The organism is Pseudomonas sp. DL (genome assembly GCF_047199225.1).
GTDB classification, from domain to species: domain Bacteria; phylum Pseudomonadota; class Gammaproteobacteria; order Pseudomonadales; family Pseudomonadaceae; genus Pseudomonas; species Pseudomonas aeruginosa.
In genome coordinates, this window is record NZ_CP178323.1 from 1119851 (window position 1) to 1146109 (window position 26259).

Here is a 26259-nt window from a genome sequence, read left to right on the forward strand (position 1 = left end):
CTTGCCTGGTTGCGCTTGAAGGGATTTCCTACCTGGAAGTCTCGTCACCCGCCTGCGAAAGGCGCAGGCGTACGGAGCGATGGCGCGATGGGGAGGGGAGCCTGGGAGGAGGGAAGGAGGCGTTTCGCACAGCGTCGCGTTCGCTTTGCCTGCGCAGGGACTGTCCGCCGATATCGCGCTGGAGCGACGGATAGCCGCGATAGGGTTATCCGCCCTGCGCCGAGACCGCCGGGGGAGGAGCCAGGGAGGCTGTCCCTGGCTCCTCCCGTGCGATCAGTGATGCTCGCGCGTCGCGCGGAAGCGGATGTCCGGCCAGCGTTCTTCCATCAGGCTGAGGTTGACGCGGGTCGGCGCCAGGTAGGTGAGGTGCCCGCCGCCGTCCACGGAGAGGTTCTCGAAGGCCTTGTCCTTGAACTCCTTGAGCTTCTTCTCGTCGTCGCACTCGATCCAGCGTGCCGACCAGACGTTGATCGCCTCGTAGGCGCACTCGACCTTGTATTCCTCCTTCAGGCGGCTGGCGACCACGTCGAACTGCAGCACGCCCACCGCACCGAGGATGATGTCGTTGTTGCGCTCGGGGAAGAACACCTGGGTCGCACCTTCCTCGGCCAGTTCCTGCAGGCCCTGGCGCAACTGCTTGGATTTCAGCGGGTCTTTCAGGCGCACGCGGCGGAACAGTTCCGGGGCGAAGTGCGGGATGCCGGTGAAACCGAAGTTCTCGCCTTCGCTGAAGGTGTCGCCGATCTGGATGGTGCCGTGGTTGTGCAGGCCGATGATGTCGCCGGCATAGGCCTCTTCCAGTTGCTCGCGCTCGGAGGAGAAGAAGGTCAGCGCGTCGGCGATCTTCACGTCCTTGCCCAGGCGCACGTGGCGCATCTTCATGCCTTTCTCGTACTTGCCCGAGCAGATGCGCATGAAGGCGATGCGGTCGCGGTGCTTGGGATCCATGTTCGCCTGGATCTTGAACACGAAGCCGGAGAACTTCTCCTCGGTCGGCTCCACGCTGCGTTCGTGGGTGGCGCGCGACAGCGGCTGCGGCGCCCAGTCGACGATGCAGTCGAGGACCTGGTCGACGCCGAAGTTGCCCAGCGCGGTGCCGAAGAACACCGGGGTCATCTCGCCCTTGAGGAAGGCGTCCTTGTCGAATTCGTGGCAGGCGCCCTGCACCAGCTCCAGCTCCTCGACGAAATTGTCGTAGAGATCGCCGAGGTGGGCGCGGGCTTCGTCGGAGTCGAGCTTTTCGATGACCTTGGTCTCGATGCGCTCGTGGCCGTGGCCCGGGACGTAGACGATGATCCTGTCGTCGGCCAGGTGGTAGACGCCCTTGAAGTCCTTGTAGCAGCCGATCGGCCAGGTGATCGGCGCGGCCTTGATCTTCAGCACCGCCTCGATCTCGTCGAGCAGCTCGATGGGGTCGCGGATGTCGCGGTCGAGCTTGTTGATGAAGCTGACGATGGGCGTGTCGCGCAGCCGGCAGACTTCCATCAGGGCGATGGTCCGCGGTTCGACGCCCTTGCCGCCGTCGAGCACCATCAGCGCCGAGTCCACCGCGGTCAGGGTGCGGTAGGTGTCTTCGGAGAAGTCTTCGTGGCCGGGGGTGTCGAGCAGGTTGATCATGTGCTCGCGGTAGGGGAACTGCATCACCGAGGTGGTGATGGAGATGCCGCGCTGCTTTTCCATCTCCATCCAGTCGGACGTGGCGTGGCGGTCGGACTTGCGCGACTTCACGGTACCGGCGACGGCGATCGCCTTGCCCATCAGCAGGAGCTTCTCGGTGATGGTGGTCTTACCGGCGTCGGGGTGGGAAATGATCGCGAAGGTACGGCGCTTCGCGACTTCGGCGGCCTGAGTGGTCATGGATGCGTGCCTGCTGGAATCCGTTGGCGTGGGCGCGGGACGGCCCGGAAAAACGCGGGATTATAGCGGTAAAACGCGGCGCGTCGGGATGCCTGTCATCCGGCGATCGATGGAATTGCCGGTGGACAGCGAACTTGTCGCAGTCGTGCCGTTCCAAGCAGCCAGCGGCGGCCACCGCCGGATAGACTGCTTTCATTTCACCCGATCGAAGGAAGTCACCATGAACGGAGTATCCAGACTGCTCTCCCTGGCGTTGCTGGGCGCGGCGCTGCACTGGGCGCCGGCGCAGGCCGAGGAGCAGCCGCGGCTGTTCGAACTGCTCGGCCAGCCCGGCTACAAGGCCACCTGGCATGCCATGTTCAAGGGCGAGAGCGACGTGCCGAAATGGGTTTCCGACGCCAGCGGCCCGAGTTCCCCGTCCACCAGCCTGAGCCTGGAGGGCCAGCCCTACGTCCTGGCCAACAGTTGCAAACCCCACGATTGCGGCAACAACCGCCTGCTGGTGGCGTTCCGCGGCGACAAGAGTGCCGCCTACGGGCTGCAGGTGAGCCTGCCGGACGAGCCCGCCGAAGTCATGCAGACGCCGAGCAAGTACGCCACCTATCGCTGGTACGGCGAACCCTCCAGGCAGGTCCGCGAGCTGCTGATGAAACAGTTGGAGAGCGATCCGAACTGGAAGTGACGCCGGGCCTGAGGGTAACCAGGCCCGGCGGCGGGGAGGGCGGATGATCGCTGGCGATCGTCCGCCGTTGCGCCATGCGCTCCCGCGGTCTTTCTTCAGAAACCGACCGAGGCCTGTACGTACAGGGTGCGCGGCTGGCCGACGTAGAGGCCCTTGTTGTTGTCGTCGAACGAGCGGGTGTAGTAGCGGCGATCGAACAGGTTCTTCACCCCCAGGCCGAGCTTGAGGTCGTTCAGTTGCGGGCCGAAGTCGTAGGTGCCGCGCGCGCTCCAGACCATCCAGCCGGCGATCCGCCCGGTGCTGCCGTCGGCGCTTTCGCTCTCGGTGTTGGCGTTGTCGGCGTACTGGCTGGTCTGGAAGCTGCCGTCGAGGTTGTAGCTCCAGGCGCCGGTGCGGTAGTTGGCGCCAAGGGTGCCCTTGTGCTTCGAGGAGAACGGCACCTGGTTGCCCTTGTTCGGCCCGTCTTCGCGAATGCTCGCGTCGACGTAGGCGTAGCTGGCATAGACGTCGAAGCCGGAGAGCAGCGGGTCGAGATCGGCCAGGTCGTAGGCGATCGCCGCCTCGATGCCCTTGTGCCGGGTCTTGCCGCGGGCGGTCACGCTGTCGGTCTGCTGGTTGCTCTCGTACTGGTTGTCGAAGTTGATCAGGAAGGCGCCCAGTTCGGCGCGCAGGATGCCGTCGTCGTAGCGGCTGCCGAGTTCCCAGGTGCGGGCCTTCTCCGGCTCGATGTCGCCGCTGCGCACCGCCTTGCCCATCTGGCTGTACTGCACGGTGCCGAACGAGCCCTCGGTGTTGGCGTAGAGGTTCCAGCTCGGCGTGAGGTGGTAGATCACGTTGAGCGCCGGCAGCGAGGCATTGTAGCGGCCGCTGTCCTTGCTGTTCTTCAGCAGGTTCTTCTGTTCGGAATCGATCTTCTCGTAGCGGATGCCGGGGGTGATGGTCCAATTGCCGATGTCGATGCGATCGTCGATGTAGAACGCGTTGGCTTCGGTGCTGCCGCGGGTGTCGCGGTCGTTGCGGCTGCCGGTGCTGGGTAGCTGGCCGCTGTCGGCGCGGGTCCAGTAGCGCAGCTCGTGGCTGGCTTCGTTGACGTAGCGGTGGCCGATGCCCACTTCGTGGCGACTTTCGCCCAGCTCGAAGCCCTGGCTGAAACGGGTTTCCAGGCCGCGTACCCAGTACTCGCGCGGCGACAGGGTGAGGTTGCGGCCCTGGTCGAGGTAGCCGCTGCGCAGGGTCTTGGTGAAGAAGCCGGTGACGTTGAGCTTCTGGCTGGCGTTGGGGGTGTATTCGTAGCTGGCGCTGGCCAGGGTACGGCGGCCCCAGAACTTGTCGTAGGGACGGGTCGACTGGTACGGGTCGTCGCGGTAGGCCGCGGTGCCGAGGCCGCCGGGCATGTCGGCCTCGCCGTCGTAGTACTGGGTCATCGCCGAAAACGTGTGTTCGTCGCTGGGCTGGAAGCGGCCCTTGAGGATCAGGTCGTCGATCCGCGTATCGCTGTGCTCGCGCCAATCGCCGCCGCGGGTGCCGGAGTAGAGCAGGGCGCCGCCGAGGCCGTTGGCGCCGGTGCCGCCGATCAGCACGTTGTGGGTGGTCTTCAGGCCGTCCTGGCTGGAGCTGGGGCTGAGTTCGCTGTGCACGTCGAGCTTGGTGGCGAAGTCCTCGGGGATCGCCCGGGTCACGAAGTTGACGATGCCGCCGACGTTCTGCGGCCCGTAGCGCACCGCGCCGCCGCCGCGGACCACGTCCACCGCGTCCATGTTGCCGATGGACACCGGCGCCAGCGACAACTGTGGCTGGCCGTAGGGGGCGAAGGGCACCGGGATACCGTCCATCAGCACCGTCGAGCGCGACGCCAGGCGCGGGTTGAGGCCGCGAATGCCGAAGTTCAATGCCAGGTCGTGGCTGCCGGTGCCGTTGTTGAGCGGCGCGCTGACCCCGGGAATGCGCTCCAGCACTTCGCGGGTGCTGGCCGCGCCTTGGGCCTGGAACTGCTCGCGGCGGACCACGTCGCGCGCACCGGGATGCTCGAAGACGTCGGCGGCGCTGGCGTCGGCCAGCCAGTCGCCGACCACGGTGAGCGCCTGCAGGTTGGCCGGGTCTTCCACCGGCAGCGCCTCCAGGGTATAGGCGCCGTCGCCGCGGGCGCGCGCCTCCAGGCCGGAGCCGGCGAGCAGGGCGGCCAGGGCTTCCTCCAGGGTGTACTCGCCGTCCAGCGCCTGGCTGCGCCGCGCGGCGGTCTGTTCCGGGCTGAAGGCGATCAGCACGCCGGCCTGGCGGCCTAGGTGGTTCAGCGCCTGCTCCAGCGGCTCGGCGGGCAGCCGGTAGTACTGGCGGGCATCGGTGCGGATCTCGGCGGCGCAGGCGCTGCCGGCGGAAACCAGGACGGGACCGCCGAGGCAGGCGAGGAGCAGGGCGCGGCTGAGCGGCGACAGGGCGCGTGACGGGGACATGAGGGACACTCCAGTGGATCTTTCGAGGTTGGCTTTCCTCCTCTGTCACGCGAGGTGGGGAAAAAGGCTCAGGTGCGCGGAAATATCTTTCCGCTCATTCGCGCGGGTGCACGCCGACCCAGTAGCGGGTGACGCGCCGTACCTCCACGGGCAGCACCGCCGGCAGGGTGGCGAGGATCCGCTCGCTATCGTCCAGCGGATAGCTGCCGGAAATCCGCAGGCCGCCGATGCGCGGGTCGCAGCCCAGCCGGCCGGGGCGGTAGCGCGCGACTTCGGCGAGGAATTCGTCCAGGCGCATGCCGGCGGCCACCAGCATGCCGTCGGTCCAGGCGCCGCTGCCGACCGGCAGCGGCTGCGGAGCGCCGAGTCGCTCGCGGTCGAAGTCCAGCTGCCGGCCGCTGGGCAGCAGCAGGCCCTGGCCGGCGTGGTTCTCCACCTGCACCGCGCCTTCGTGGACGGCGACGCGGGTGCGTCCGGCGAACTGGCGCACGTCGAACCGGGTGCCCACCGGTCGCAGCCGGCCTTCCGCGCTGTACACGTGCAGCGGGCGCGGGTCCTGGCCGGTGCTGAGCTGGATTTCCCCGCGCAGCAGGAGCAGGCGCCGTTCGCCGGCATCGAAGCGGACATCCACCGCCGTGTCGCTGTTCAGCTCGAGGCGACTGCCGTCGGCCAGGGCCAGGCGCCGGCGTTCGCCGACGCCGGTGGCATAGTCGGCGCTCCAGCGCTGCAGGCTGCCGCTCTCGCGCAGGCCCCAGGCGCTGCCGCCGGCGGCCAGGACCAGCAGCAGGGTCTTCAGCGCGCGCCGGCGTTGCGGCGAATGCGGTGCGTTGATGGCGGCCAGGGCCAGTGGCGTGCCTATCCCGGCCAGGCGCTGGTTGACCGCCTCGATGTGGCGCCAGGCCTGCTCGTGTTCCGGGGCCGCCTGGCGCCAGCACTCCAAGGCCTGGCGCAGGCGTTCGTCGTCGGCGCCGCCCTGCAGCTCGACCAGCCAGCGCACGGCCTGTTCAGCCACCTGCGGCGGCACCTTGGGTGCGGCGGGCAGGCTCATGGCAGCTCGGCGAAGTAGCAGCGTTGCGCAGCCTTGAGCATGTAGCGCTTGACGCTGCTCAGGGAGATGCCCAGCTGCGTGGCGATCTCGGCGTAGCCCAGGCCGTCGAGCTGGGCCAGCAGGAAGGTCTCCTTGGCCAGCGGCGGCAGACCGTCGAGCAGACGGTCCAGCTCGACCAGGGTCTCCAGGACGATGGCGCGGGTCTCTTCGCTGGGGACTTCCCGCTCGGGCAGGCTGGCCAGGGCTTCCAGGTAGGCGCGCTCGACGTCCTGGCGGCGGTAGTGGTTGCACAGCACGCGGCGGGCGATGGTGGTGAGGAAGGCGCGCGGTTCGTCGATGCGCGCGGCCTGGCGCGAAACCAGGACCTTGACGAAGGTGTCCTGGGCCAGGTCGGCGGCGTTCTGCGGGCAGCCGAGGCGGCGCCGCAGCCAACCCGTGAGCCAGTGGTGGTGGTCGCTGTAGAGGGTATGCAACGCGGCCGCGTGGGCGAGGTCGGCGCTCGACACCTGGACATTCCCGGAGCAGAAGGATTAACGAATGATAATAGTTATCATTTTATGCTGCGGGAATGCCTGCCTACAACCGCAGGCTGTCGGCGCCTGGCTTTCAGGAGGCTTTCAGGGCGGCGCGGTACTGCCCCGGGGTGGCGCCATGGGCTTCGCGGAAGCGCCGGTTGAAATGGCTCGGACTGGCGAAGCCGCAGGCCAGCGAGACCTCCTGGAGCGACTGCGCGGAGTACGCCAGCAGGTCGCGGGCCCGCGCCAGGCGTCGTTCCAGCACGTAGCGGTGCGGCGGCAGGCCGAAGGAGACGCGGAACATGCGCGCGAAGTGGTACTCGGAGAGCGCCGCCAGCTCCGCCAGCGACCCCAGTTCCAGCGGCTGCTCCAGGTGGCTTTCGATGTAGTCGGCCAGGCGCCGCCGCACGTGCGCGGCCAGCCCGCCCTGCCAGCGTACGTCGGTACGCCTGCCGCACCCGGTGAGCAGCAGGTGGTCCACCGCCTGGTGGGCGAGGCTGGTGCATAGCAGGCGCTCGCCGGGTTCGTTCCAGTCCTGTCGTTCCAGGGTCCGGCACAGGGCGGCCAGCGGCTCGTCCTGGATGTAGGTGCGCTCCTCCAGTTGCAGGCTGCGTGGTTCGCAATCGAGGGTGCGTACCGCCGCGCCGGCCAGGCGTTCCGGGCTTATGTACAGGTGCATGAAGCCCAGGCCGCGTGTTACCGCCCAGTCGGAGTGGTGTTCGGCCGGCATCACGCAAAAGCGGTCGGGGCCGCCATAGAGCCCGGGACGATCGCGGCGGAAGGTCTGCCAGCCGCCCTGCAGGTAGAGCGACAGGGTGTGATGGCCGGGGTCGCTGTAGCCGAGGATCTCCGCTTCGTCGCGGTACCAATGGGCGAGCGCCAGGCCGTCGCTGAGCGTGCTGCTGCGCAGCAGGCGCGCATTGGAGGTCCGGTCGAGGGTGCGGAATACCTGGAAATCACTGGGTTGGTGCATGCCGGCCATGCTACCCGCGCCCGGACGCTGCCGCGAGAGGCGGCGGATGAAAAGCGCAAGAATGGACAATGGTCGCGCCCGGCCTCGCCCGCAGACTGACGGCATCCTGTCGTTGCGGAGTCGCCATGAATCTTTCGCTGTACCTGCTCACCGTGCTCATCTGGGGCACCACCTGGATCGCCATCAAGCTGCAGATGGGCCCGGTGGCGATCACCCTGTCGATCGCCTACCGCTTCGCCCTGGCGGCGCTGGTGCTGTTCGCCGTGCTGCTGCTCGGCCGCCGCCTGCAAAGGCTGGACGCACGGGGCCAACGCCTGTGCATGGCCCAGGGCGTATGCCTGTTCTGCCTGAATTTCATCTGCTTCTATACCGCCAGCCAGTGGATTCCCAGCGGCCTGGTGGCCGTGGTGTTCTCCACCGCCACCCTGTGGAATGCGCTGAACGCCCGCCTGTGGTTCGGCCAGCGCATCGCGTCGAACGTGATGGCCGGTGGCGGTCTCGGCCTGCTCGGCCTGGGGCTGCTGTTCTGGCCGGAATTGGTGGGTCACCAGGCCACCCCGGAAACCTTCTACGGCCTCGGCCTGGCCCTGCTAGGCACGCTGTGCTTCTCCACCGGCAACATGCTTTCCAGCCTGCAACAGAAGGCCGGCATCCGCCCGCTCACCGGCAATGCCTGGAGCATGCTCTATGGCACCCTGATCCTCCTGGCGCTGTGCCTGTTCCAGGGCGTGCCGCTGAGTTTCGACTGGAGCGCGCGCTACGTCGGCTCGCTGCTGTATCTGGCGATCCCCGGCTCGGTGATCGGCTTCACCGCCTACCTGACCCTGGTCGGGCGCATGGGCCCGGATCGCGCCGCCTACTGCACCGTGCTGTTCCCGGTGGTGGCGCTGAACATCTCGGCCTTCGCCGAGGGCTACCGCTGGACCGCACCGGCGCTGGCCGGGCTGGTCCTGGTGATGCTCGGCAACGTCTTGGTGTTCCGCAAGCCGAAGGCGCCGGCGCTGGCCGGGCCGGCGCGCTCGACCTAGCGGAGAGGGAGGCGCGCTCAGCCGCGTCGCCACACCTGTGGATTGACCAGGTCCAGCGGCCGCTCGCCGCGCAGGGCCGCCTCGAAGTTCTGCAGCGCCCGCTCGGCCATGGCCCGGCGGGTCTCGTGGGTGGCCGAGCCGATGTGCGGCAGGGTCACCACGTTGTCCAGGGCGAACAGCGGCGATTCGGCCAGCGGTTCCTTCTCGTAGACATCCAGGCCGGCGCCGAGGATGCGCTTCTCCCGCAGGGCGGCGACCAGCGCGGCCTCATCGACCACCTGGCCGCGGGCGACGTTGACCAGGATCGCCGAGGGTTTCATCAGGCCCAGTTCGCGTGCACCGATCAACTGCCGGGTCTGCGCTCCCAGCGGCACCACCACGCAGACGAAGTCGGCCTCGCCGAGCAGTTCGTCGAAGCCGAGGAAGCGCGCGCCGAGTTCCTGTTCCAGTTCCGGCTTGCGGTTGTTGCCGTGGTAGAGCACCTGCATGCCGAAGCCGAAACGGCCGCGCCGGGCGATGGCCGCGCCGATCCGGCCGAGGCCGAGGATGCCGAGTTTCTTGCCATGCACGTCGGTGCCGAACTGCGGGGCGTCGACGGTGCGCTTCCAGTTTCCGGCCTTGACCCAGGCGTCCAGCTCGGCGACCCGTCGCGCGGCGCTGATCAGCAGGGCGAAGCCGAGGTCGGCGGTGGTCTCGGTGAGGACGTCGGGCGTGTTGGTGAGAGCGATGCCGCGGCGGTTCAGGTAGTCCAGGTCATAGTTGTCGTAGCCGACCGAGACGCTGGAGATGACTTCCAGCTGCTTCGCCTGTTCCAGTTGCCTGGCGCCGAGCGGCCGGCCGACGCCGATCATGCCGTGGGTATCGGGCAGGGCGGCGGCGTACTGGGCGTCGATGTCGCCCTGTTTCGGTTCGAGCACGCGGACGTTGAACTGGCATTGCAGGCGTTCGAGATGCTCGGGGGCGAGGCGACTGAAGACGAAGACGTTCTTTTTCATGACGGGACTCTGCAAGCGGGAGCGAAAGCGCCGACCATACCACCGCCATCGAAGCGGCGGGCAGGGGCCCGCCACTGGGCGGGCGATTATCGGCTCAGGAGGGTCTTCCGAGTTCCAGGCCCAGCTCCACCAGCGCCGCTTCGTCGCGCTGGAGCAGGCCGGGCAGGCTTTCCTTGAGGTATTCCACCCAGGTCTTGATCTTCGCGTCGAGATACTGCCGCGAAGGGTACAGCGCATAGACGTTGAGCTGTTGCAGGCGGTGTTGCGGCAGGACCCGCACCAGGGTGCCCTTGCCCAGGTCCTCGATGGCCGAATACACCGGCAGGATGCCGATGCCCAGCCCGGAGCGGATTGCCTCGGTCATGGCGTCGCCGACATTGACCTGGAACGGCGAGGCGCCGATGGAGACCATTTCCTGGCCGTTGGGACCGTCGAACAGCCAGCGATCCAGCGGCACCACCGGGCTGACCAGGCGCAGGCAGTCGTGGCTGGCCAGCTCCGAAGGCTCGCTCGGCGTGCCGTTCAGGCGCAGGTACTCCGGCGAGGCGCAAAGAATGCTGTAGGTCTCGCCGATGCGCTGGGAAATGAAGCCGGAATCGGGCAGCTCGGAGGCCACCACGATGGCCACGTCGAAGCCCTCGTCGAGCAGGTCCGGCACGCGGTTGGCCATGGTCAGGTCGAAGGTCACGTCGCGGTACTGCTGGCGGTAGCCGGCGATGGCGCGGATCACGTAGTGCTGGCCGATGCCGGTCATCGAATGCAGCTTCAGCTTGCCGGCGGGTCGGGCATGGGCGTCGCTGGCTTCGGCCTCGGCTTCCTCGACGTAGGCGAGGATCTGCTCGCAGCGCAGCAGGTAGCGCTGGCCGGCCTCGGTGAGGGCGATGCGACGAGTGGTACGGTTGAGCAGGCGGGTGCGCAGGTGCGTCTCGAGGTTGGCCACCGCCCGCGAAACATAGGCGGTGGTGGTGTTGAGCTGCTGGGACGCCGCGGTGAAGCTTCCGGTTTCCGCCACGCAGACGAAGGCTCGCATGTTTTGCAGGGTGTCCATCGACGGGGCCTCCTAGGCACGCGCAGAAGTGTGTCAGATTGTTGCGAGGGCGGATTATTTCACATTACGCAATAAACAATCGCACTTGAGCCAGCTTATCAGCAGCCGCCAGCCTCTTAAAATTCATCGGCCCCCGAGCGCACGAACGCTCGAGCGGGTTGAACGGCGCCCGTACCGTTCAAATTCCGTGCTTCGCCCCTCCAGGATCAGACAACGTGCCGCGTGCTCTCAGGAAGGAACTGACCTTGGTCGGCTCCTTCGTCGGTTTTCTCGTCGTTTTCTCCGCAATATCCGGTTGTGTCAGTACAGGCGATATCGCCCCCGAGGCCGCCACGCTCGACGCCAACGCCCTGGCCACCGACCATGCGATCCAGGCTGCCGCCCGCGAGGCCGGCTGGCCGCAGGCGCAGTGGTGGAAGGTGTATGCCGATCCGCAGCTGGACGCCTGGATCGAGAAGGCGCTGGACGGCAATCCAGGCCTGGCGGTAGCCCATGCGCGGGTACGCCAGGCGAAGTCCATGGCCGGGCTGGTGGAGTCCATCGAGTCGCCGCAGATCGAGGGCAAGGGCTCGCTGGTCCGCCACCGCTGGCCGGACGACTATTTCTACGGCCCCGGCGACCTGGCGCGGACCACTTCCTGGAACAACTCCACCGAGATCGGCCTGAACTACAAGCTCGATCTCTGGGGGCGCGACCGCAGCGACAGCGAGCGCGCCGTCGACCTGGCCCACATGGCCGCCGCCGAGGCGCGCCAGGCGCAGCTCGAGCTGGAGGGCAACATCGTCCGCGCCTACGTCCAGCTCTCGTTGCAGTACGCCGAGATGGACATCGCCAAGGCCATGCTGCAACAGCAGCGCGACATCCTCGCCCTGGCCCAGCGTCGCCTGCGCGGCGGCATCGGCACGCATTTCGAGGTCAGCCAGGCGGAAGTGCCGCTGCCCGAGACCGAGCGCCGCATCGAGGTGATCGACGAAGAAATCCAGCTCACCCGCAACCTGCTCGCCGCACTGGCCGGCAAGGGCCCGGGCGAGGGCCGCACGATCCGCCGGCCAAGCCTGAACCTGGCGGCGCAGCCGAGCCTGCCCAGCGCCTTGCCAGCCGAACTGCTCGGTCGCCGCCCGGATGTGGTCGCCCGCCGCTGGCAGGTCGCCGCCCTGGCCAAGGGCGTGGACGTGGCGCGCGCCGACTTCTACCCCAACGTCGACCTGATGGCCTCGGTCGGCTTCAGTGCCGTCGGCGGCGGCATGCTGGAGTTCTTCCGCAGCGCCAAGTACACCTACAGCGCCGGCCCGGCGGTGACCCTGCCGATCTTCGACGGCGGCCGCCTGCGTTCGCAGTTGGGCGAGGCGGCGGCCGGCTACGACGCGGCGGTGGAGCAATACAACCAGACCCTGGTGGATGCGCTGAAGAACATTTCCGACCAGTTGATCCGCCTGCATTCGGTGGACATCCAGAAGGACTTCGCCGCGCAATCGGTGGCTTCCGCGCAGAAGACCTACGATATCGCCACCCTGGCCTACCAGCGCGGCCTCACCGATTACCTCAACGTGCTCAACGCGCAGACCCGGCTGTTCCAGCAGCAACTGGTCCAGGAGCAGGTGCAGGCCGCCCGGCTGGCCGCCCATGCCAGCCTGCTCACCGCCCTCGGCGGCGGCGTCGGGGCCGGCGCCGATACGCCGGTGCAGCGGAAGCTGGCGCCGGAGAACGTCCCGGTCAGAGCGGTGTCTTCGCGATGAGCGGCCGCTCCGCTGGTTTCGCCCTGCCCAGCCGCGACGAGTGGCGGCGCGCGCTGGCCGAGTGGGCGCGCAGCGACGGGGCGACCTGGATCTACGTGTTCAAGGTGCTCTGCGCGGCCTTCCTGACCCTCTGGCTGGCGATGCGCCTGGAATTGCCGCAGCCGAGCACGGCGACCATCACCGTGTTCATCGTCATGCAGCCGCAGAGCGGCCAGGTGTTCGCCAAGAGCTTCTACCGCATCCTCGGCACCCTGGTCGGCCTCAGCGTGATGGTCACCCTGATCGCCCTGTTCGCCCAGGAGCGAGTGCTGTTCCTGCTCAGCTCGGCGATCTGGATCGGCCTCTGCACCGCCGGGGCCGCCCGCTACCGTGACTTCCGCTCCTACGCCTGCGTGCTCGCCGGCTACACCGCGACGCTGATCGGCATCCCCGCCACCAGCCATCCGGAAGGCGCCTTCATGCAGGCGATCTGGCGGGTCCTGGAAATCAGCCTGGCGATCCTCTGCTCGGGGGTGGTCAGCGCGGTGATCATGCCGCAGACCACCAGCGCGGCGATGCGCAATGCGCTGTACGTGCGCTTCGGCCTGTTCGCCGCGTTCGTCCTCGACAGCCTGCGCGGGGTCGGCGGGCGCGAGCGCTTCGAAAGCAGCAACGTGGCCTTCGCCGCCCAGGCCGTGGGCCTGGAGACGATGCGCGCGGCGAGCGCCTTCGAGGATCCGCACATGCGCCTGCGCAATGGCCGGCTGATTCGCCTGAGCAGCGAGTTCATGGCCATGAATACCCGTTTCCACGCCCTCCACCAACTGCTCGAACGCCTGCGCGCGCAGGGCTCCACCCAGGTGCTGGAAGCGTTCGAACCGTGCCTGGAGGAAATCACCGGGCTGCTCGAGGAGATCCGTGGCCGCGCCGTCACCGACCATGACGCCGAGCGCTTCGCCCAGCGCCTCGCCGACTGCCGCGAACGCCTGATGGCGCGCATCCGCCAGGCGCGCGGAGAACTGCTGGCGCGGGAGCCGGGCGAAGAGGCGCGGCTGGACTTCAATACCGCCGCCGAGCTGCTCTACCGTTTCGCCGAGGAAATGCACGACTACGCCCTGACCCATGCCTCGCTGGCCGCCCACCGCCACGAGCGCGAGCAGTGGAAGGACGCCTTCACCGCCAAGGCCAACGCGGTGGCGGCGGCAGTGGCGGGGATGCGCACCGGGTTGATGATCCTGCTGTTCGGCTGTTTCTGGATCTACAGCACCTGGCCCAGCGGCGGCACCTTCGCCCTCAACGCGGTGGCGGTCTCGGCGCTGGCCTCGGCGGCGCCGAACCCGAAGAAGGTCGCCATGCAGATGGCCATCGGCACCATGGCGGCGGCGCTGCTCGGCTTCAGCGAGATGTTCTTCGTCTACCCGCATATCGACGGTTTCCCGCTGCTATGCCTGGTACTGGCGCCGGTGTTCGCCCTCGGCGCGTTCATCTCCTCGCGGCCGCAGTGGGCCGGCTACGGTCTCGGCCTGCTGGTGTTCTTCTGCTTCGGTTCGGTGCCGGCGAACCTGACCGTCTACGACCCGGCCCACGTGATCAACGAGTACATCGCCCTGATCCTCTCGATGCTGCTCTCGGCCGCGGCCGCCGCGGTCATTCTGCCGCCCAACAGCGCCTGGCTGTGGAAGCGCCTCGAGCGCGACCTGCGGATGCGCGTGGTGTTCGCCATCAGCGGCAGGAGCAGGGGGCTTGGCTCGGCCTTCGAAAGCGGTACCCGCGACCTGCTGAACCAGGCCTATGGCGTCGCCGCCGGGCGCCCGGACGTGCAGCGCGGGCTGCTGCGCTGGATGTTCCTGGTGCTCGAGGTCGGCCACGCGATCATCGAGCTGCGTCGCGAGCAGGAGCGCCTGCCGGACGAACCCTGCTACGCCGAGGCCATGCCCTGGCGCCAGGCGATCCGCGCCATGGGGCGGGCCCTGATCCGGCTGTTCGTGCGCCCCGGTGCGGAGAACCTGGAGCGCGCCCTGGCGGCTGTCGACCAGGCCATCCACGCGGCCAGGCACACCGACGAACCCTGCGCGCCGCACTTCGACAGCTCGCCGCTACGGCGGGTGCGCAGCTACCTGCACTTCATCCGTTCTTCCCTGCTCGCGCCGACCTCGCCACTGACCGAACTGGCCGGCCGGACGAGCGGCCAAGGTACCGTCCATGCCTCGTGAAATCGCCATCCATGGGGTCTACATGCCGACCCTGACGCTGTTGTTCGTGATCGCCGCGGCGCTCACCTGGGGGCTCGACCGGATCTTCGCCTCGGTTGGCCTGTATCGCTTCACCTGGCACCCGGCGCTGTTCCGGGTCAGCCTGTTCGCCTGCCTGTACGGCGGCCTGTCCCTGACCATCTACCGCTGAGGCGGTAGCGCACCTCTTCGTTATCGTGAGCCGACCATGACCTTGAAATCCGTAATCAGCCTGCTGGCGACCCTGCTGATCCTGCTGGTCGCCGTATTCATCGGGCGGACCCTGTGGGTCAACTACATGGACACCCCCTGGACCCGTGACGGTCGCGTGCGCGCCGACGTGATCAATGTCGCCGCCGACGTTTCCGGGATCGTCGTCGACGTCCCGGTGCGCGACAACCAGTTGGTGAAGAAAGGCGACCTGCTGATGCAGATCGACCCCGACCACTACCGTATTGCGGTGAAGCAGGCCGAGTCGCTGGTTGCCTCGCGCAAGGCGACCCTGGAGATGCGCCAGTTGAACGCCCGGCGGCGCGCGGAAATGGATGAGATGGTGGTCTCCCGCGAAAGCCGCGACGACGCCCACAACACCGCCGCCGCGGCGATGGCCGACTACGAGCAGGCCAAGGCCCAGCTCGACGCCGCGCGCCTGAACCTGGAGCGCACCCGGGTGGTGGCGCAGGTCGACGGCTACGTCACCAACCTCAACGTGCACCGTGGCGACTACGCGCGGGTCGGCGAGGCGAAGATGGCGGTGATCGACAAGAACTCCTACTGGGTCTACGGCTACTTCGAGGAAACCAAGCTGCCGTACATCCGCGAAGGCGACCCGGTGGACATGCAGCTGATGAGCGGCGAACACCTCAAGGGCCACGTGGAAAGCATCGCCCGCGGCATCTACGACCGCGACAACCCGGAAAGCCGCGAGCTGACCGCCGACGTCAACCCCACTTTCAACTGGGTGCGCCTGGCCCAGCGCGTGCCGGTGCGGGTACACATCGACGAAGTGCCGGACGGCGTGCTGCTCTCGGCGGGGATCACCTGCACGGTGATCGTCAAGCCGCAAGGGCGCGACGACCAGGCCTCGGCGGCGCAGGCGCCGGGGCGGGCCGGTTGAGTGGAAGGGGCAGGGAGAAGCCCGGCGGATGCCGGGCTTTTTCGTTTCGGCGGGGCGGAAGAGGGCGCCACTCGCCAGGAATACGCTGCGGTTGGCGGCTGCCGGCGGTGAATATCCACCCGGCGGCCTAGGCCCCGACCTGTTCGGCCGGCGACACGATCAGGCCCTTGCCGCCGCGCGAGCGGCCGGAGCTGAGGTAGTCGGCGATGGATTCCTGGGTGACCTCGCCGAGGAACTGCTGGTCGGGGTCGAGCACCGGCAGCCAGGAGCTGTTGAACTCGTACATCCGCGACAACAGGATGCGCAGGTGCTCGTCGTGGCTGGCGGTGACCCGGAACGGGGTGACGAACGGCGCGCAGGTGCCCTCCTGGCGGCGCAGGTCCTTGCGTCGCACGTAGCCCAGGCCCTTGCCCTGGTCATCCACCACGATCAGGTAGCGCCGGTCGTTCTCGTCCATCAGTTCCAGCGCCTCGGCCACCGGGGTCTGCGGCCGGGCGGTGACCAGGCTGCTGTCGGCGGCGTCTTCGGCGCGCACCAGGAGCAGGCGCTTGAGCGTGCTGTCCTGGCCGGTGAAGGCGCTGACGAACTCGTCCGCCGGGTGCGCCAGCAGGGTGTCCGGGTGGTCGTACTGGAGCAGCCGGCCGCTCTTGAACACCGCCACCTTGTCACCCAGCTTGATGGCTTCGTCGATGTCGTGGCTGACCATGATCACGGTCATGCCGAGCTTGCGCTGCATTTCGAAGAACTCGTTCTGGATCGACTCGCGGTTGATCGGATCGACCGCGCCGAACGGCTCGTCCATCAGCAGCAGCGGCGCGTCCGCCGCCAGCGCGCGGATTACCCCGACGCGCTGCTGCTGGCCGCCGGAGAGTTCGCGCGGGTAGCGTTGCAGGTACTGCTTGGGCTCCAGCTTGACCATGCTCATCAGCTCGCGGGCCTTCTCCTTGCAGCGCGCCTTGTCCCAGCCGAGCAGGCGCGGCACGACCATGATGTTTTCCTCGATGGTCATGTTCGGGAACAGGCCGATCTGCTGGATCACGTAGCCGATGTGGCGGCGCAGGGTGACTTCGTCGAGGTCCGCGGTGTCCTGGCCGTCGATCAGCACGCGGCCGGAGGTCGGCGGGATGATCCGGTTGATCATCTTCAGGGTGGTGGTCTTGCCGCAGCCGGAGGGGCCGAGGAAGACGCAGATCTCGCCTTTCTCCACGGTCAGGCTGACGGAATCGACGGCGCGGAACTCCTTGCCGTTCTTCTGGGTGAAGGTCTTGCTGAGCTTGTCCAGTTCGATCATGTTCGGCTCCTGTCAGTGCGCGCTGGCGCGCAGTCCCTTGGGGGTGAGGATGCGTTGCAGCCATTGCAGCAGCAGGTCGGCGGCGATGGCCAGGAGGCTGACCAGTACCGCGCCGACCACCAGCATCGGCATGTTGCTCTGGCTGATGGAAGTGAGGATCAGCACGCCCAGGCCGCCGGCGCCGATCACCGCGGCGATGGTCATCACGCCGATGTTCATCACCACGGCGGTGCGTACGCCGGCGAGGATCACCGGCACCGCGAGGGGAATGTCGACCATCCGCAGGCGTTGCCAGAAGGTCATGCCGATGCCCTTGCCGGCCTCGCGGATGCCCGCTTCGACGCCGGTCAGGGCGAGGTAGGTGTTGCGCAGGATCGGCAGCAGCGAATAGAGGAACACCGCGGTGATCGCCGGCAGCGGCCCGAGGCCCTGGCCGAATACCGAGTAGACCGGCATCAGCAGGCCGAACAGGGCGATCGAGGGGATGGTCAGCATCACCGTGGCGGCGCCCTGCAACGGGCCGGCCAGCCACGTGAAGCGGGTCATCAGCACGCCCAGCGGCACGCCGACGAGGATCGCCAGGCCTACGGCGACCAGTACCAGCAGCAGGTGCTGGAGGGTGAGCTGGCCGACCTGGGACCAGTCGAGATGGGAAAGCACGCTGAAGAAGTCCATTACTGGCTACCTCCCTGGCCGGCCTGGCCGTCGTCGAGCAGGTGGTGTTCGCGGAGGAAGTCGGCGGCGACCTTCTGTGGCGTCTGCTGCTCGATATCGACCCGCGCGTTGAGCGCCTGCATGGTGGCGTCGTCGAGCCGCTCGATGATCGGATCGAACAGCGTGGCGAACTCCGGATGGCGCTGCATGACCTCCTTACGCACCACCGGGGCGGCGTTGTAGAAGGGGAAGTACTGCTTGTCGTCCTTCAGCACGCGCAGCTTGAAATCCTTCAGGCGGCCGTCGGTGGTGTAGACGAGGCCGAGGAACACCTGGCGGTTCTTCAGCGCGGTGTAGACCAGCCCGGCGTCCATCTGGCGGATGTCGTTGCGGGTGAAGTGCAGGGCGTACAGCTCGCTCATGGGGCCGAGGCCGTCGGGGCGGCCGGCGAACTCCGGGTCCATGGCGAACAGGTGGGTGCTCCCGGGCTCGGCCTCCTGCTGTTCGGCGAGCACCCGCGCGAGATCGCTGACGCTCTGGATGCCCAGGCGCTCGGCCTGTTCCTCGGGCATGGCCAGGGCATAGGTGTTGTTGAAGCGGGTCGGCTTCAGCCAGACCAGGCCCTGGGCTTCGTCGAGTTGCTTGACCCGGCGGTAGGAAGCCGCGGCGTCGAGCTTCTCGTCGATGTGGTTGTAGACGATCAGCGACGAGCCGGTGTACTCCCAGACGATATCCAGTTGGCCGCTTTCCTGGGCGGCGCGGGCCAGGGTGCTGCCCAGGCCGGTGGTGACCGTCACGTCGTAGCCGCGCTTCTGCAGGAACTGCGCGGTGATGGCGGTGAGGATGCGCTGCTCGGTGAAGGTCTTGCCGCCGATGCGCAGGGTTTCCGCCTGCGCCAGGCCGGCGGCGAACAGGCCGGCGCAGGCCAGGCAGAGTGAGCGGATCAGTCGGTTCATCAGGCCTCCTTGGCGGTCAGGCCGCGTTCCAGGAACATGCGGCTGAACAGCACCACCAGGGCGTCCAGCAGCAGGGCGAGGAGCGCCGTGCAGGCGGCGCCGAGCAGCAGTTGCTGGTGGTTGTTCAGGTAGATGCCGGGGAAGATCAGGCTGCCCAGGCTGTTGGCGCCGATCAGGAACGCCAGCGGCGCGGAGCCGACGTTCAGCGCCAGGGCCACGCGCACGCCGCCGACGATGATCGGCACCGCGTTCGGCAGTTCCACCCGCAGCAGCACCTGGTTGGGCGTCATGCCGATGCCGGTGGCGGCTTCCTTCAGCGCCGGCGAGACATTGCGCAGGCCCTCGTAGGTGTTGCGCACGATCGGCAGCAGCGAGGCGAGGAACAGGGCGAGGATTGCCGGGCCGTTGCCGATGCCGATGATCGCCAGGGCGATGGCCAGCACCGCCAGCGGCGGGATGGTGTTGCCGACGTTGAACACCTGCATCAGGCGTTCGGCCTGGGCCTGCATGCCGGGACGGCTGAGCAGGATGCCGGCCGGCACGCCGACCAGCAGGGCGGCCGCCATCGAACTGAAGACCAGCACCAGGTGGGCCTGCAAGTAGAACAGCAGGTCCTCGCGGTAGTGGAGGATGGTCGCGGGGGTGATCCAGTGGATCAGCAAGGCCAGTACGGCGGCTGCGGCGCAGAGGCCGAGCAGGGCCTTGCCACAGGTTTTCACCATGGTCGGGACTCCCTTCGGAATGAGCGTTGGCTACGCTGTCGGGCGCTTCGTCGAAGCGCGGAAACAGGCCGGAAATCAAAGGCTTCGGATGGGCACCGAATTCCCGACCCTGAAAGGGTTGACCGTTCGTCGTTCGCGGAGGTTCAACGAAACGGCCATGCTTGTGCCATGACCGGGCCTGGGCAAGCGGCCGCAGCCGCCGTCTCGCCTGGGCTGGCGGTGAACGAAGAAATTTTCCCGGGGAAGCGGTCGATAATGGTGCTGCCGCGTCGGCGGCGCGCCATGCACCGTATCGGTGCGCTGGACGTCCAGGGCTTTTCTGCGGTTATGATGCGGGTTCCGAAATTTTCTCGGGCTTTTCCAGACATTCGCACCCCACGGTTCACGGATCGGCCTTTTGGGGTAGGTGTTTTACCTTCTGCTAAGGGAGTACCCCGCGTCATGCTCGATCTCGTCGCGGCATTCATTGCCTTGACCACCTTGCTCACCTACGTGAACTACCGCTTCATCCGCCTGCCGCCGACCATCGGCGTGATGGCCACGGCGCTGGTGTTCTCGCTGATCGTCCAGGGGCTGTCGGAACTGGGCTATCCGATCCTCGAGGTGGAGATGCAGGAAATCATCCGCCGCATCGACTTCTCCGAAGTGCTGATGACCTGGTTCCTGCCCGCGCTGCTGTTCGCCGGCGCACTGCACGTCGACCTCTCCGACCTGCGCAGCTACAAGTGGCCGATCGGCCTGCTGGCCACCGCCGGGGTGCTGATCGCCACCTTCGTCATCGGTGGCCTGGCCTACTACACCTTCCCGCTGTTCGGCTGGCAGGTGGATTTCATCTACTGCCTGCTGTTCGGCGCGCTGATCTCGCCGACCGACCCCATTGCCGTGCTCGGCATCCTCAAGTCCGCCGGCGCGCCGAAACCGCTGGCGACCACCATCGTCGGCGAGTCGCTGTTCAACGACGGCACCGCGGTGGTGGTGTTCGCCATCATCCTCGGCATCCTCCAGCTCGGCGAGGCGCCCACGGTCAGCGCCACGGCGATCCTCTTCGTCCAGGAAGCCATCGGCGGCGTGGTCTTCGGTGCGGTGCTCGGCTACGGCGTGTTCGTGATGATGCGCGGCATCGACCAGTACCAGGTGGAGGTCATGCTGACCCTCGCCCTGGTCATCGGCGGTGCCGCGCTGGCCGCGCGCCTGCACGTATCGGCGCCGATCGCGATGGTGGTGGCCGGGCTGATCATCGGCAACCACGGACGCCACTACGCGATGTCGGACGAGACCCGGCGCTACGTGGACAAGTTCTGGGAACTGATCGACGAGATCCTCAACGCCCTGCTGTTCGCCCTGATCGGCCTGGAGCTGCTGCTGTTGCCGTTCTCCTGGCTGCACGTGGCGGCGGCCTTCGCCCTAGGCGGCGCGGTGCTGGTCTCGCGCCTGCTCACGGTGGGCCCGGCGATCCTGGTCCTGCGCCGTTTCCGTGGCGCCAACCGGCAGGTACCGGCGGGCACCATCCGCATCCTGGTCTGGGGTGGGCTGCGCGGCGGCGTCTCGGTGGCGCTGGCGCTGTCCCTGCCGTTGGGGCCGGAGCGCGACCTGATCCTCAGCCTGACCTACATCGTGGTGCTGGTATCGATCCTGCTCCAGGGGCTTTCCATCGGCCCGCTGGTGCGTCGTATCTACGCCGGCCAGCCGCTGGAGAAAAGCGAGGGGGCGCACTGAGCGCAGCCTTCGCAAAGCGAGTGCCCGCCGTCATGGCGGGCGTTTTCGTTGGCGGCCATCAGGCGCTGTCCTGTGGCGCTTCGTTGCGATGGGTGCCGCGCAGGTTCATCGCCGCCAGGCAGACCTGCAGCAGGATCAGCGCATAGGCCTGGGCGTACAGGCCCCAGGCGATCCACAGCAGGTTGCTGGCGAGGAACACCCAGAAGCCGACCTTGCGTCTTCGCCGATGCGCCGACGCCACCAGCCAGGCGGCCACCACCGTGACCAGCATGGCGGGCCATTGCAGGTAGTCCAGCCAGTGCATGCGTGCATCCTTTTTCCGACCTTTGAGGGTCAGACCAGCCCTGGCGCGGCAAAGTGCGGTCGGATCGGATAGCCGTGCAGCAGCGACCTGACCCGCTCCTCGTCGAGTGCTCCGTTGAACTCGGCGCCCAGGGCTTCGCGGTGGATGCCGGTGGCGCCCAGCCAGAGCGTATCGATGCGCGCGGCGAGGGCGCCGGGGACGTCGGTCACCAGCGAGTCGCCGACGAACAGGATGTGCCGCGCGCCGCGCGCTTCCAGTTGCCGCTGGGCGATGCGGAAGGCCGCCGGGTCGGGCTTGCCGTACCAGCTGACCTGGCCGCCTTCCTCGCTGAACAGCTCGGCGAGCATGCCCGCGCCGTATACCGTGCGGCCGCCGGAAACCACCACGCGGTCCGGGTTGGCGCAGAGGAACGGTAGGTCGGTGGCGCCGCGCAGGGGCGCGAAGCGCTGTTCCAGTTCATCCTGGGGAAAGCTGCCGACGCCGACGATCAGCGCCGCCTGGGCGATGTCCTCGACGAAGCGCTCGCGGATTTCCGCCGGCCAGCTCTGCTGGGCCAGGCCGACGCCGGCCAGGTAGATACCGCCACGCCGGTATTCGGCGGTTTGCAGCAGGGCGTCGATGGTCAACTGGCCGGACGTGGTGATGCCGGCGAACCAGTCGCGCCGGATGCCCAGGCGCTCGAGCCCGGCGCTCATTTCCGCCACGCTGCTGGACGAGTTGCTGAGGAACCAGACCGGGCGGCCTTCGGCGTGCCGCCGGGCGAGCCAGGCAAGGGCGCCGGGGAACGCCTCGGTGCCGTCCATCACTACGCCCCAGAGATCGAGAAGGAAGCCGTCATAGTCGGCGCAGAGCGCCTCCAGTTGCGCATGGTCGAGCAGGCGGGTGCTGGTGGCGGCGCTGAAGCGCGGGGAGGTCGGGGCATCGCTCATGGGAGTCTCGTCGCGGCTGTCGAAGTGGGCCGCCGCGTGCGGCGGCGAGTCCCAAGGGTGCCAAACTTGCGTGACGGGACCAAGCCTTTCGGCCCTGCGCGTGTTTACGGCCGGTCGAGCGCCTGGGCCATCCACTCGCGCACATGGCAGACGGCGAAGCGCGACGGGCTGCATTCGCCGTTGGCCATCGCCAGGCGCAGGCCGTCGACGTCGGCGCCGCGCACATAGGCGCTGGCGTCGCGCATGTCGTCCTCGTCGCCGAAACCGCCGTGCTGCATTTCCTCCAGCGCGGCCTGCTTGTCCCAGCCCTGCACGACGATGCGGTACATGGCGGCGAACAGTCCGGTGCGGTTGTTGCCGTGCTTGCAGTGCATCAGTACCGGGCCTTCGCGCTCGGCGGCCTGCAACTGGCGGAGGACCCTGAGCACCTCGGCGTCGTCGACCCGGTCGGCGTGGGTCGGCAGGCTGAGCACCCGCACCGGAGCCTGGCCCAGCCAGGCGCGGTCGTCGTCCTTGATGAAGCTGACCACCGTCTTCACCTGCAGGCGTTGCAGCAGCGCGACGCTCTGTGCGTTGGGCAGCGCGCTGCGATAGAGGGTGGGGCTCATGCGGTAGAGGTTGATCGACGGGTCGACCGCTTGCGCCCAGGCTGGCGAACGCGTGGCGGCAGTCTCGGCGGCATGCAGCGGGCCGCCGAGCAGGAAGGCGCCGAGCACGGCGGCGAGGAGCAGGCGGAGCCAGGCGAGCGGTGAACGGTGCATGTCGGCCTCGTGCGGTGGGTGGCCAACACTAGGCGAGGGCGGGTCAAGCCGAGCTGAAGAGAATGTGAAGAATTCGTTGAGGCAGCCTCACCTGTCAGCGCAGGAAGAATCCATAGACCCTGCCGGAGAAGAACACCAGCAACAGCGCCGGATAGCACAGGTAGTGCAGCACCACGATGAGCAGTGCCGCCGGGCTGGGATCGCCTTTCAGCGAGGCGAGGCCGACCAGCAGCAGGTAAAGGACCCCGAGCACTCCGCCATACAGGGCGACCAGGCGCAAGCGCTCGCCCCAGGTCGGCCAGCGCCGCTGCGCGCGGGCGAACCACCAGGCCAGGCCGCCGGCGACCAGCGCGGCGATCAGCAGGCTGGCCGGCAGGCCGCCGAAGCGGACCACCCCGCGCAGCAGCACGTTGAGCAGGATCGCCGCGGCGATCCCGGCCAGGGCGTAGTAGCGGATGGGTACGGCAAGGCGGTCGCCCATGGCGGTATCTCCTGGCGGTTTCAGAGGCGCGTGTCGAGGCCGAAGCGCTTCTTCAGCAGCCGCTCCAGCAGGCCGCGCGGTAGCCAGCGGGCCAGCGCCGGCAGGGCCCGGCTGCCATTGCCGATGCGCACCAGCGGCGGGCGCGGACGGCGCTGCACGGCGGCTAGCAACTGGCGGGCGAAGTCTTCGGCGGACGTGGGATTGTCCTGGGATGCCGCGGCGCGCGCCTGGATCTGCCGGCGCAACGGCCACCAGGGCGAGCGTTCGTCGACCACGCTGTCCATCTCGCGGCTGGCGCTGGCGCCGAAGTTCGAGGCGATGGCGCCCGGCTGCACTTCCAGCACCTCGACGCCGAACGGAGCCAGCTCCAGGCGCAGGGCATCGCTCAGCGCATGCACCGCGGCCTTGGAGGCGCAGTAGGCGCCGGCGAAGGGCGTGACCAGCACGCCGGAGACGCTGCCGACGTTCACCACCAGGCCGGACTTGCGCCTCAGTAGCGGGAACAGCGCGCGGGTCACGCCGACCACGGCGAACACGTTGGTCTCGAACTGCCGGCGCATGGCGTCGACGCCGCCGTCCAGCAGCGGACCCATGGCGCCGTAGCCGGCGTTGTTGACCAGCACGTCGAGGCCGGCGGCTTCGACTTCCAGTTCCTCGGCCAGACGGGCCAGCGCGGCGGCGTCGTTGACGTCCAGTTGCACCGCCTGGAAGCCGGCCTCGGCCAGGGCACGCACGTCGTCCTCCTTGCGCGCGCTGGCCCAGACCCGGTAGCCGGCGCGCTGGAAGGCGTCGGCGAGGGCGCGGCCGATGCCGCTGGAGCAGCCGGTGACGAAGGCGACGGGTTGGCTCATGGGGCGGCGTTCCTTGGCTGGGAGTTGGAAGGAGGGCGGCCTACCGTACTGGATTCGCCGGCCGCGGAAAACCGCTCGAAGGCTCGGTCAGGCGTCCTTGCGCGCGATCCGTAGCGCCAGCGGCATGCGAACCCTGCGTGTCGAGGTCGGCTCGCCCCAGAGCGCGGCGACCCGTTGCAGGGCCTGGCGCACGAAAGCGTTGCCCTGCGCCTCGCGGCACAGGCGGCTGGCCGACCAGGTGGCCATGTAGTCGAACAACCGGGCCAGGCTCCATTGTTGCTCGATGACGAAGGCCGGCGCGGGGAGTTCGCCCAGCGGCAGCTCGACATCCCGGTAGGCGTTCCACAGCAGGCGGTTCTGTTGCGCCCAGTACGGGCCGATCGGGCGCAGGTATTCCTCGTCGATGGCGGCATCGATCTGCGCGTCGATGCTGAACCAGCCGTAGCCCCAGGCGGCGAACACGCCGCCGGGGCGCAGCACGCGCAGCAGCTCGCGGTTGAAGCGCGAATGGTCGAACCAGTGCCAGGCCTGGGCTACGCAGACCAGGTCGAAGGCGGCGTCGGGATAGTCGGTGGCTTCGGCGTCCTGCACGCTGTAGCGGATACCCGGATGGACAACGGCGTGTTCGATCTGCTGCGCGCTGGTGTCGCTGGCGAGGACTTCGCCGAAGTACTGCGCCAGGCCGAGCGCGGCCTGGCCGGTACCGGTGGCGCAGTCCCAGGCGCGCCGGCGCTGGCCGCAGAGCCCGGCGAGATGGCGGTAGAGCGCATCGGGATAACGCGGGCGGGCGCTGGCGTAGGCAGCGGAGCCCTGGTCGAACAGACGGCGGGTTTCCATCGGGTCCTCCCTCGGTCAGTTGCCGAAACGCCCGTCCAGGCGTTCGGCGCGGAATTCCAGGGTGCTGGCGCGATAGCCCGGACGCAGCGGCGGCAGCGGCAGGCAATCGTGCCAGCTGTCGCCGCCGAGCAGGGCGTTCGGCGCCCGGTAGCGCGGGCTGTCGAAGCTGGTGTCGGCCAGGTTGACGCTGTCGCCGGGGCGGTAGGCGGCGATCCTCCAGCGTAGCTCCAGCAACGGTCGGTCGCTGCCGTTCTTCAGTTCGACCGCCAGCGGCCGGTCCACCGGACAGCGTTCCGGCGCATAGCTCAGGCGCAGTTCCTGGCGTTGCAGGTGGCGGCTTTCGTCGTTGTCCTGCCAGATCACCCAGGCCGCCACCAGGCCCAGCCCGGCGAGAGCCGCCAGGGAGACCGGCAGGGCCTTGGCCGGGTATCGGACGAGGAGGATGACCCAGGTGAGAACCAGCAGCGCACCGATCAGCATTGAAATGTCCTTTCTTCGAAGCCGAGGGGACATCCTAGCGCACTGCTGCGTATCGCAGGCGGTACGGGCACGCTTACGCGGCGGAGGCGCCGCGATATGCGCGAGGGAGGCCGAAAGGCGGGGATGCGGGTTTCGGCAGGCTGGGGATAGCCGCCGCCCCCGGCCTCGCCGTCATTCGCAGCGGCGCTTGCCGCCCGGCGTCAGCAGACGCTCCAGTTCGACGAACAGGCGCTCGGCGTCCTGCGCCTCGCAGTCCTCGCCGTAGCGCTTCTTCAGGCCGTGTTCGCTGAGGGTCAGGTGCAGGGTCGGGACTACCTCGTGGCGCGCCAGGCAGCCTTTCACGCAATGCAGCGGGCAACCGTCGAGGGCCAGGATCGGTCGCCCGGAGCGGGCCCGGCGGACCAGCAGCGGGACGTCGCCGCCGACTCCGGCGATGCAGGACATCTCCGCCAGCCGGGCGCGATCCAGGCGCAGCGCGAGATCGTTGGCCAGTTGCGCCACGTTGGAGCAGCCGGAGCAGGCGTAGACCAGGGGAAGGGGATCGTCGGGGCTGCGTTCGAACATCATGACGGGCGCCTCGTGGAAGGAAGCCGCCAGTATCGACGCAGCGCCGCGGTG

At 68.2% G+C, this 26259-nt stretch carries 26 protein-coding genes; 7 read left to right on the forward strand and 19 right to left on the reverse strand.

The genetic code is table 11. From position 1 onward, the window contains the following. Positions 1-273: 273 nt before the first annotated feature. On the reverse strand, positions 274-1857 hold the full coding sequence (locus ACI766_RS05235; RefSeq protein WP_003093004.1) for a peptide chain release factor 3: 1584 nt from the start codon (positions 1855-1857) through the stop codon (positions 274-276). 220 nt (positions 1858-2077) lie between these two features. Here ACI766_RS05235 and ivy point away from each other — a divergent pair, with 220 nt between their 5' ends. After that, positions 2078-2539: a lysozyme inhibitor Ivy gene (gene ivy / locus ACI766_RS05240; RefSeq protein WP_003093002.1), complete on the forward strand. Its 462-nt coding sequence runs from the start codon at positions 2078-2080 to the stop codon at positions 2537-2539. 95 nt (positions 2540-2634) lie between these two features. On the opposite strand, the gene fecA is transcribed toward ivy, so the two are convergent. The 4 genes from fecA to mdrR1 form a co-directional block, all read right to left on the reverse strand. Further along, on the reverse strand, positions 2635-4989 hold the full coding sequence (fecA, locus tag ACI766_RS05245) for a TonB-dependent Fe(3+) dicitrate receptor FecA (RefSeq protein WP_003143066.1): 2355 nt from the start codon (positions 4987-4989) through the stop codon (positions 2635-2637). 94 nt (positions 4990-5083) lie between these two features. Next, complete coding sequence (locus ACI766_RS05250; protein ID WP_003143067.1) at positions 5084-6037, reverse strand: FecR domain-containing protein; 954 nt, start codon at positions 6035-6037, stop codon at positions 5084-5086. Continuing rightward, a complete protein-coding gene (locus ACI766_RS05255; protein ID WP_003092999.1) occupies positions 6034-6543 on the reverse strand; it encodes a sigma-70 family RNA polymerase sigma factor in 510 nt (169 codons plus the stop codon). The genes ACI766_RS05250 and ACI766_RS05255 overlap by 4 nt, the downstream gene beginning before the upstream one ends. 100 nt (positions 6544-6643) lie before the next feature. Beyond that, the gene (mdrR1, locus tag ACI766_RS05260) at positions 6644-7525 is read right to left on the reverse strand and encodes a transcriptional regulator MdrR1 (RefSeq protein ID WP_003132628.1); all 882 of its coding nucleotides are present in this window, start codon (positions 7523-7525) and stop codon (positions 6644-6646) included. A 125-nt stretch (positions 7526-7650) separates the two neighbouring features. On the opposite strand from mdrR1, the gene ACI766_RS05265 reads away from it, so the two are divergent. Next, the gene (locus ACI766_RS05265) at positions 7651-8553 is read left to right on the forward strand and encodes a DMT family transporter (protein ID WP_003104227.1); all 903 of its coding nucleotides are present in this window, start codon (positions 7651-7653) and stop codon (positions 8551-8553) included. Positions 8554-8570: 17 nt separating this feature from the next. On the opposite strand, the gene ACI766_RS05270 is transcribed toward ACI766_RS05265, so the two are convergent. Both ACI766_RS05270 and ACI766_RS05275 read right to left on the reverse strand, forming a co-directional pair. After that, entirely contained in the window at positions 8571-9548 is a 978-nt protein-coding gene (locus ACI766_RS05270) for a 2-hydroxyacid dehydrogenase (RefSeq protein WP_003104226.1), read from the reverse strand. A 94-nt stretch (positions 9549-9642) separates the two neighbouring features. Then, complete coding sequence (locus tag ACI766_RS05275; protein WP_003092994.1) at positions 9643-10596, reverse strand: LysR family transcriptional regulator; 954 nt, start codon at positions 10594-10596, stop codon at positions 9643-9645. 245 nt (positions 10597-10841) lie between these two features. Between ACI766_RS05275 and ACI766_RS05280 the strand changes: the two genes are divergently transcribed. Genes ACI766_RS05280 through ACI766_RS05295 form a run of 4 tightly spaced genes read left to right on the forward strand, consistent with a single transcriptional unit; the run spans position 10842 to position 15659 of the window. Beyond that, positions 10842-12332 carry an efflux transporter outer membrane subunit gene (locus ACI766_RS05280; protein WP_003143071.1) on the forward strand — a complete coding sequence of 497 codons (1491 nt, stop codon included), beginning with the start codon at positions 10842-10844 and terminating at the stop codon, positions 12330-12332. Next, the gene (locus ACI766_RS05285; protein ID WP_003092992.1) at positions 12329-14524 is read left to right on the forward strand and encodes an FUSC family protein; all 2196 of its coding nucleotides are present in this window, start codon (positions 12329-12331) and stop codon (positions 14522-14524) included. Before ACI766_RS05280 ends, ACI766_RS05285 begins: the two co-directional genes overlap by 4 nt. Further along, positions 14514-14714, forward strand: coding sequence for a DUF1656 domain-containing protein (locus ACI766_RS05290; RefSeq protein WP_003082823.1), 201 nt, complete (start codon positions 14514-14516; stop codon positions 14712-14714). Before ACI766_RS05285 ends, ACI766_RS05290 begins: the two co-directional genes overlap by 11 nt. A 36-nt stretch (positions 14715-14750) precedes the next feature. Then, on the forward strand, positions 14751-15659 hold the full coding sequence (locus ACI766_RS05295) for an HlyD family secretion protein (protein WP_003113767.1): 909 nt from the start codon (positions 14751-14753) through the stop codon (positions 15657-15659). A gap of 127 nt (positions 15660-15786) precedes the next feature. Here the strand turns inward: ACI766_RS05295 and ACI766_RS05300 are convergent, their stop codons facing one another. Genes ACI766_RS05300 through ACI766_RS05315 form a run of 4 tightly spaced genes read right to left on the reverse strand, consistent with a single transcriptional unit; the run spans position 15787 to position 19282 of the window. Beyond that, on the reverse strand, positions 15787-16950 hold the full coding sequence (locus ACI766_RS05300; RefSeq protein ID WP_003113768.1) for a betaine/proline/choline family ABC transporter ATP-binding protein: 1164 nt from the start codon (positions 16948-16950) through the stop codon (positions 15787-15789). A 12-nt stretch (positions 16951-16962) separates the two neighbouring features. Beyond that, entirely contained in the window at positions 16963-17625 is a 663-nt protein-coding gene (locus ACI766_RS05305; RefSeq protein WP_003119254.1) for an ABC transporter permease, read from the reverse strand. Beyond that, the gene (locus tag ACI766_RS05310; protein ID WP_003105663.1) at positions 17625-18560 is read right to left on the reverse strand and encodes a glycine betaine ABC transporter substrate-binding protein; all 936 of its coding nucleotides are present in this window, start codon (positions 18558-18560) and stop codon (positions 17625-17627) included. Before ACI766_RS05310 ends, ACI766_RS05305 begins: the two co-directional genes overlap by 1 nt. Beyond that, the gene (locus tag ACI766_RS05315; RefSeq protein WP_003092982.1) at positions 18560-19282 is read right to left on the reverse strand and encodes an ABC transporter permease; all 723 of its coding nucleotides are present in this window, start codon (positions 19280-19282) and stop codon (positions 18560-18562) included. The genes ACI766_RS05310 and ACI766_RS05315 overlap by 1 nt, the downstream gene beginning before the upstream one ends. Positions 19283-19723: 441 nt before the next feature. Here ACI766_RS05315 and ACI766_RS05320 point away from each other — a divergent pair, with 441 nt between their 5' ends. Beyond that, entirely contained in the window at positions 19724-20998 is a 1275-nt protein-coding gene (locus ACI766_RS05320; RefSeq protein ID WP_003105667.1) for a cation:proton antiporter, read from the forward strand. Between the two features lie 58 nt (positions 20999-21056). Here ACI766_RS05320 and ACI766_RS05325 read toward each other — a convergent pair whose 3' ends face one another. The 8 genes from ACI766_RS05325 to anvM form a co-directional block, all read right to left on the reverse strand. Next, positions 21057-21302: a YgjV family protein gene (locus ACI766_RS05325; RefSeq protein ID WP_003092978.1), complete on the reverse strand. Its 246-nt coding sequence runs from the start codon at positions 21300-21302 to the stop codon at positions 21057-21059. 29 nt (positions 21303-21331) lie between these two features. Continuing rightward, positions 21332-22231: a TIGR01459 family HAD-type hydrolase gene (locus ACI766_RS05330; RefSeq protein WP_003113770.1), complete on the reverse strand. Its 900-nt coding sequence runs from the start codon at positions 22229-22231 to the stop codon at positions 21332-21334. A gap of 104 nt (positions 22232-22335) precedes the next feature. Continuing rightward, on the reverse strand, positions 22336-22992 hold the full coding sequence (gene tpbA / locus ACI766_RS05335) for a tyrosine phosphatase TpbA (RefSeq protein ID WP_023087016.1): 657 nt from the start codon (positions 22990-22992) through the stop codon (positions 22336-22338). 94 nt (positions 22993-23086) lie between these two features. After that, a complete protein-coding gene (locus ACI766_RS05340; protein ID WP_003113771.1) occupies positions 23087-23473 on the reverse strand; it encodes a hypothetical protein in 387 nt (128 codons plus the stop codon). 20 nt (positions 23474-23493) lie between these two features. Next, the gene (locus ACI766_RS05345) at positions 23494-24324 is read right to left on the reverse strand and encodes an SDR family oxidoreductase (protein WP_003119258.1); all 831 of its coding nucleotides are present in this window, start codon (positions 24322-24324) and stop codon (positions 23494-23496) included. Positions 24325-24411: 87 nt separating this feature from the next. Then, complete coding sequence (locus tag ACI766_RS05350) at positions 24412-25161, reverse strand: class I SAM-dependent methyltransferase (protein ID WP_003111263.1); 750 nt, start codon at positions 25159-25161, stop codon at positions 24412-24414. Positions 25162-25176: 15 nt separating this feature from the next. Further along, a complete protein-coding gene (locus ACI766_RS05355; protein ID WP_003092973.1) occupies positions 25177-25641 on the reverse strand; it encodes a hypothetical protein in 465 nt (154 codons plus the stop codon). A 171-nt stretch (positions 25642-25812) separates the two neighbouring features. Next, positions 25813-26208, reverse strand: coding sequence for an anaerobic/virulence modulator AnvM (gene anvM, locus ACI766_RS05360; RefSeq protein WP_003092971.1), 396 nt, complete (start codon positions 26206-26208; stop codon positions 25813-25815). Positions 26209-26259: the final 51 nt, after the last annotated feature.

Bases quoted from the DNA above. Each gene is read 5' to 3' on its own strand.
- ACI766_RS05340 (WP_003113771.1), bottom strand. From the start codon at position 23,473: ATGGGCGACCGCCTTGCCGTACCCATCCGCTACTACGCCCTGGCCGGG.
- ACI766_RS05270 (WP_003104226.1), bottom strand. From the start codon at position 9,548: ATGAAAAAGAACGTCTTCGTCTTCAGTCGCCTCGCCCCCGAGCATCTC.
- ACI766_RS05345 (WP_003119258.1), bottom strand. From the start codon at position 24,324: ATGAGCCAACCCGTCGCCTTCGTCACCGGCTGCTCCAGCGGCATCGGC.
- ACI766_RS05250 (WP_003143067.1), bottom strand. From the start codon at position 6,037: ATGAGCCTGCCCGCCGCACCCAAGGTGCCGCCGCAGGTGGCTGAACAG.
- ACI766_RS05290 (WP_003082823.1), top strand. From the start codon at position 14,514: ATGCCTCGTGAAATCGCCATCCATGGGGTCTACATGCCGACCCTGACG.
- ACI766_RS05265 (WP_003104227.1), top strand. From the start codon at position 7,651: ATGAATCTTTCGCTGTACCTGCTCACCGTGCTCATCTGGGGCACCACC.
- ACI766_RS05300 (WP_003113768.1), bottom strand. From the start codon at position 16,950: ATGATCGAACTGGACAAGCTCAGCAAGACCTTCACCCAGAAGAACGGC.
- ACI766_RS05285 (WP_003092992.1), top strand. From the start codon at position 12,329: ATGAGCGGCCGCTCCGCTGGTTTCGCCCTGCCCAGCCGCGACGAGTGG.
- tpbA (WP_023087016.1), bottom strand. From the start codon at position 22,992: ATGCACCGTTCACCGCTCGCCTGGCTCCGCCTGCTCCTCGCCGCCGTG.
- fecA (WP_003143066.1), bottom strand. From the start codon at position 4,989: ATGTCCCCGTCACGCGCCCTGTCGCCGCTCAGCCGCGCCCTGCTCCTC.
- ACI766_RS05325 (WP_003092978.1), bottom strand. From the start codon at position 21,302: ATGCACTGGCTGGACTACCTGCAATGGCCCGCCATGCTGGTCACGGTG.
- ACI766_RS05305 (WP_003119254.1), bottom strand. From the start codon at position 17,625: ATGGACTTCTTCAGCGTGCTTTCCCATCTCGACTGGTCCCAGGTCGGC.
- ACI766_RS05315 (WP_003092982.1), bottom strand. From the start codon at position 19,282: ATGGTGAAAACCTGTGGCAAGGCCCTGCTCGGCCTCTGCGCCGCAGCC.
- ACI766_RS05310 (WP_003105663.1), bottom strand. From the start codon at position 18,560: ATGAACCGACTGATCCGCTCACTCTGCCTGGCCTGCGCCGGCCTGTTC.
- ACI766_RS05235 (WP_003093004.1), bottom strand. From the start codon at position 1,857: ATGACCACTCAGGCCGCCGAAGTCGCGAAGCGCCGTACCTTCGCGATC.
- ACI766_RS05355 (WP_003092973.1), bottom strand. From the start codon at position 25,641: ATGCTGATCGGTGCGCTGCTGGTTCTCACCTGGGTCATCCTCCTCGTC.
- mdrR1 (WP_003132628.1), bottom strand. From the start codon at position 7,525: ATGCACCAACCCAGTGATTTCCAGGTATTCCGCACCCTCGACCGGACC.
- ACI766_RS05350 (WP_003111263.1), bottom strand. From the start codon at position 25,161: ATGGAAACCCGCCGTCTGTTCGACCAGGGCTCCGCTGCCTACGCCAGC.
- ACI766_RS05320 (WP_003105667.1), top strand. From the start codon at position 19,724: ATGCTCGATCTCGTCGCGGCATTCATTGCCTTGACCACCTTGCTCACC.
- ACI766_RS05295 (WP_003113767.1), top strand. From the start codon at position 14,751: ATGACCTTGAAATCCGTAATCAGCCTGCTGGCGACCCTGCTGATCCTG.
- ivy (WP_003093002.1), top strand. From the start codon at position 2,078: ATGAACGGAGTATCCAGACTGCTCTCCCTGGCGTTGCTGGGCGCGGCG.
- ACI766_RS05275 (WP_003092994.1), bottom strand. From the start codon at position 10,596: ATGGACACCCTGCAAAACATGCGAGCCTTCGTCTGCGTGGCGGAAACC.
- anvM (WP_003092971.1), bottom strand. From the start codon at position 26,208: ATGATGTTCGAACGCAGCCCCGACGATCCCCTTCCCCTGGTCTACGCC.
- ACI766_RS05330 (WP_003113770.1), bottom strand. From the start codon at position 22,231: ATGAGCGATGCCCCGACCTCCCCGCGCTTCAGCGCCGCCACCAGCACC.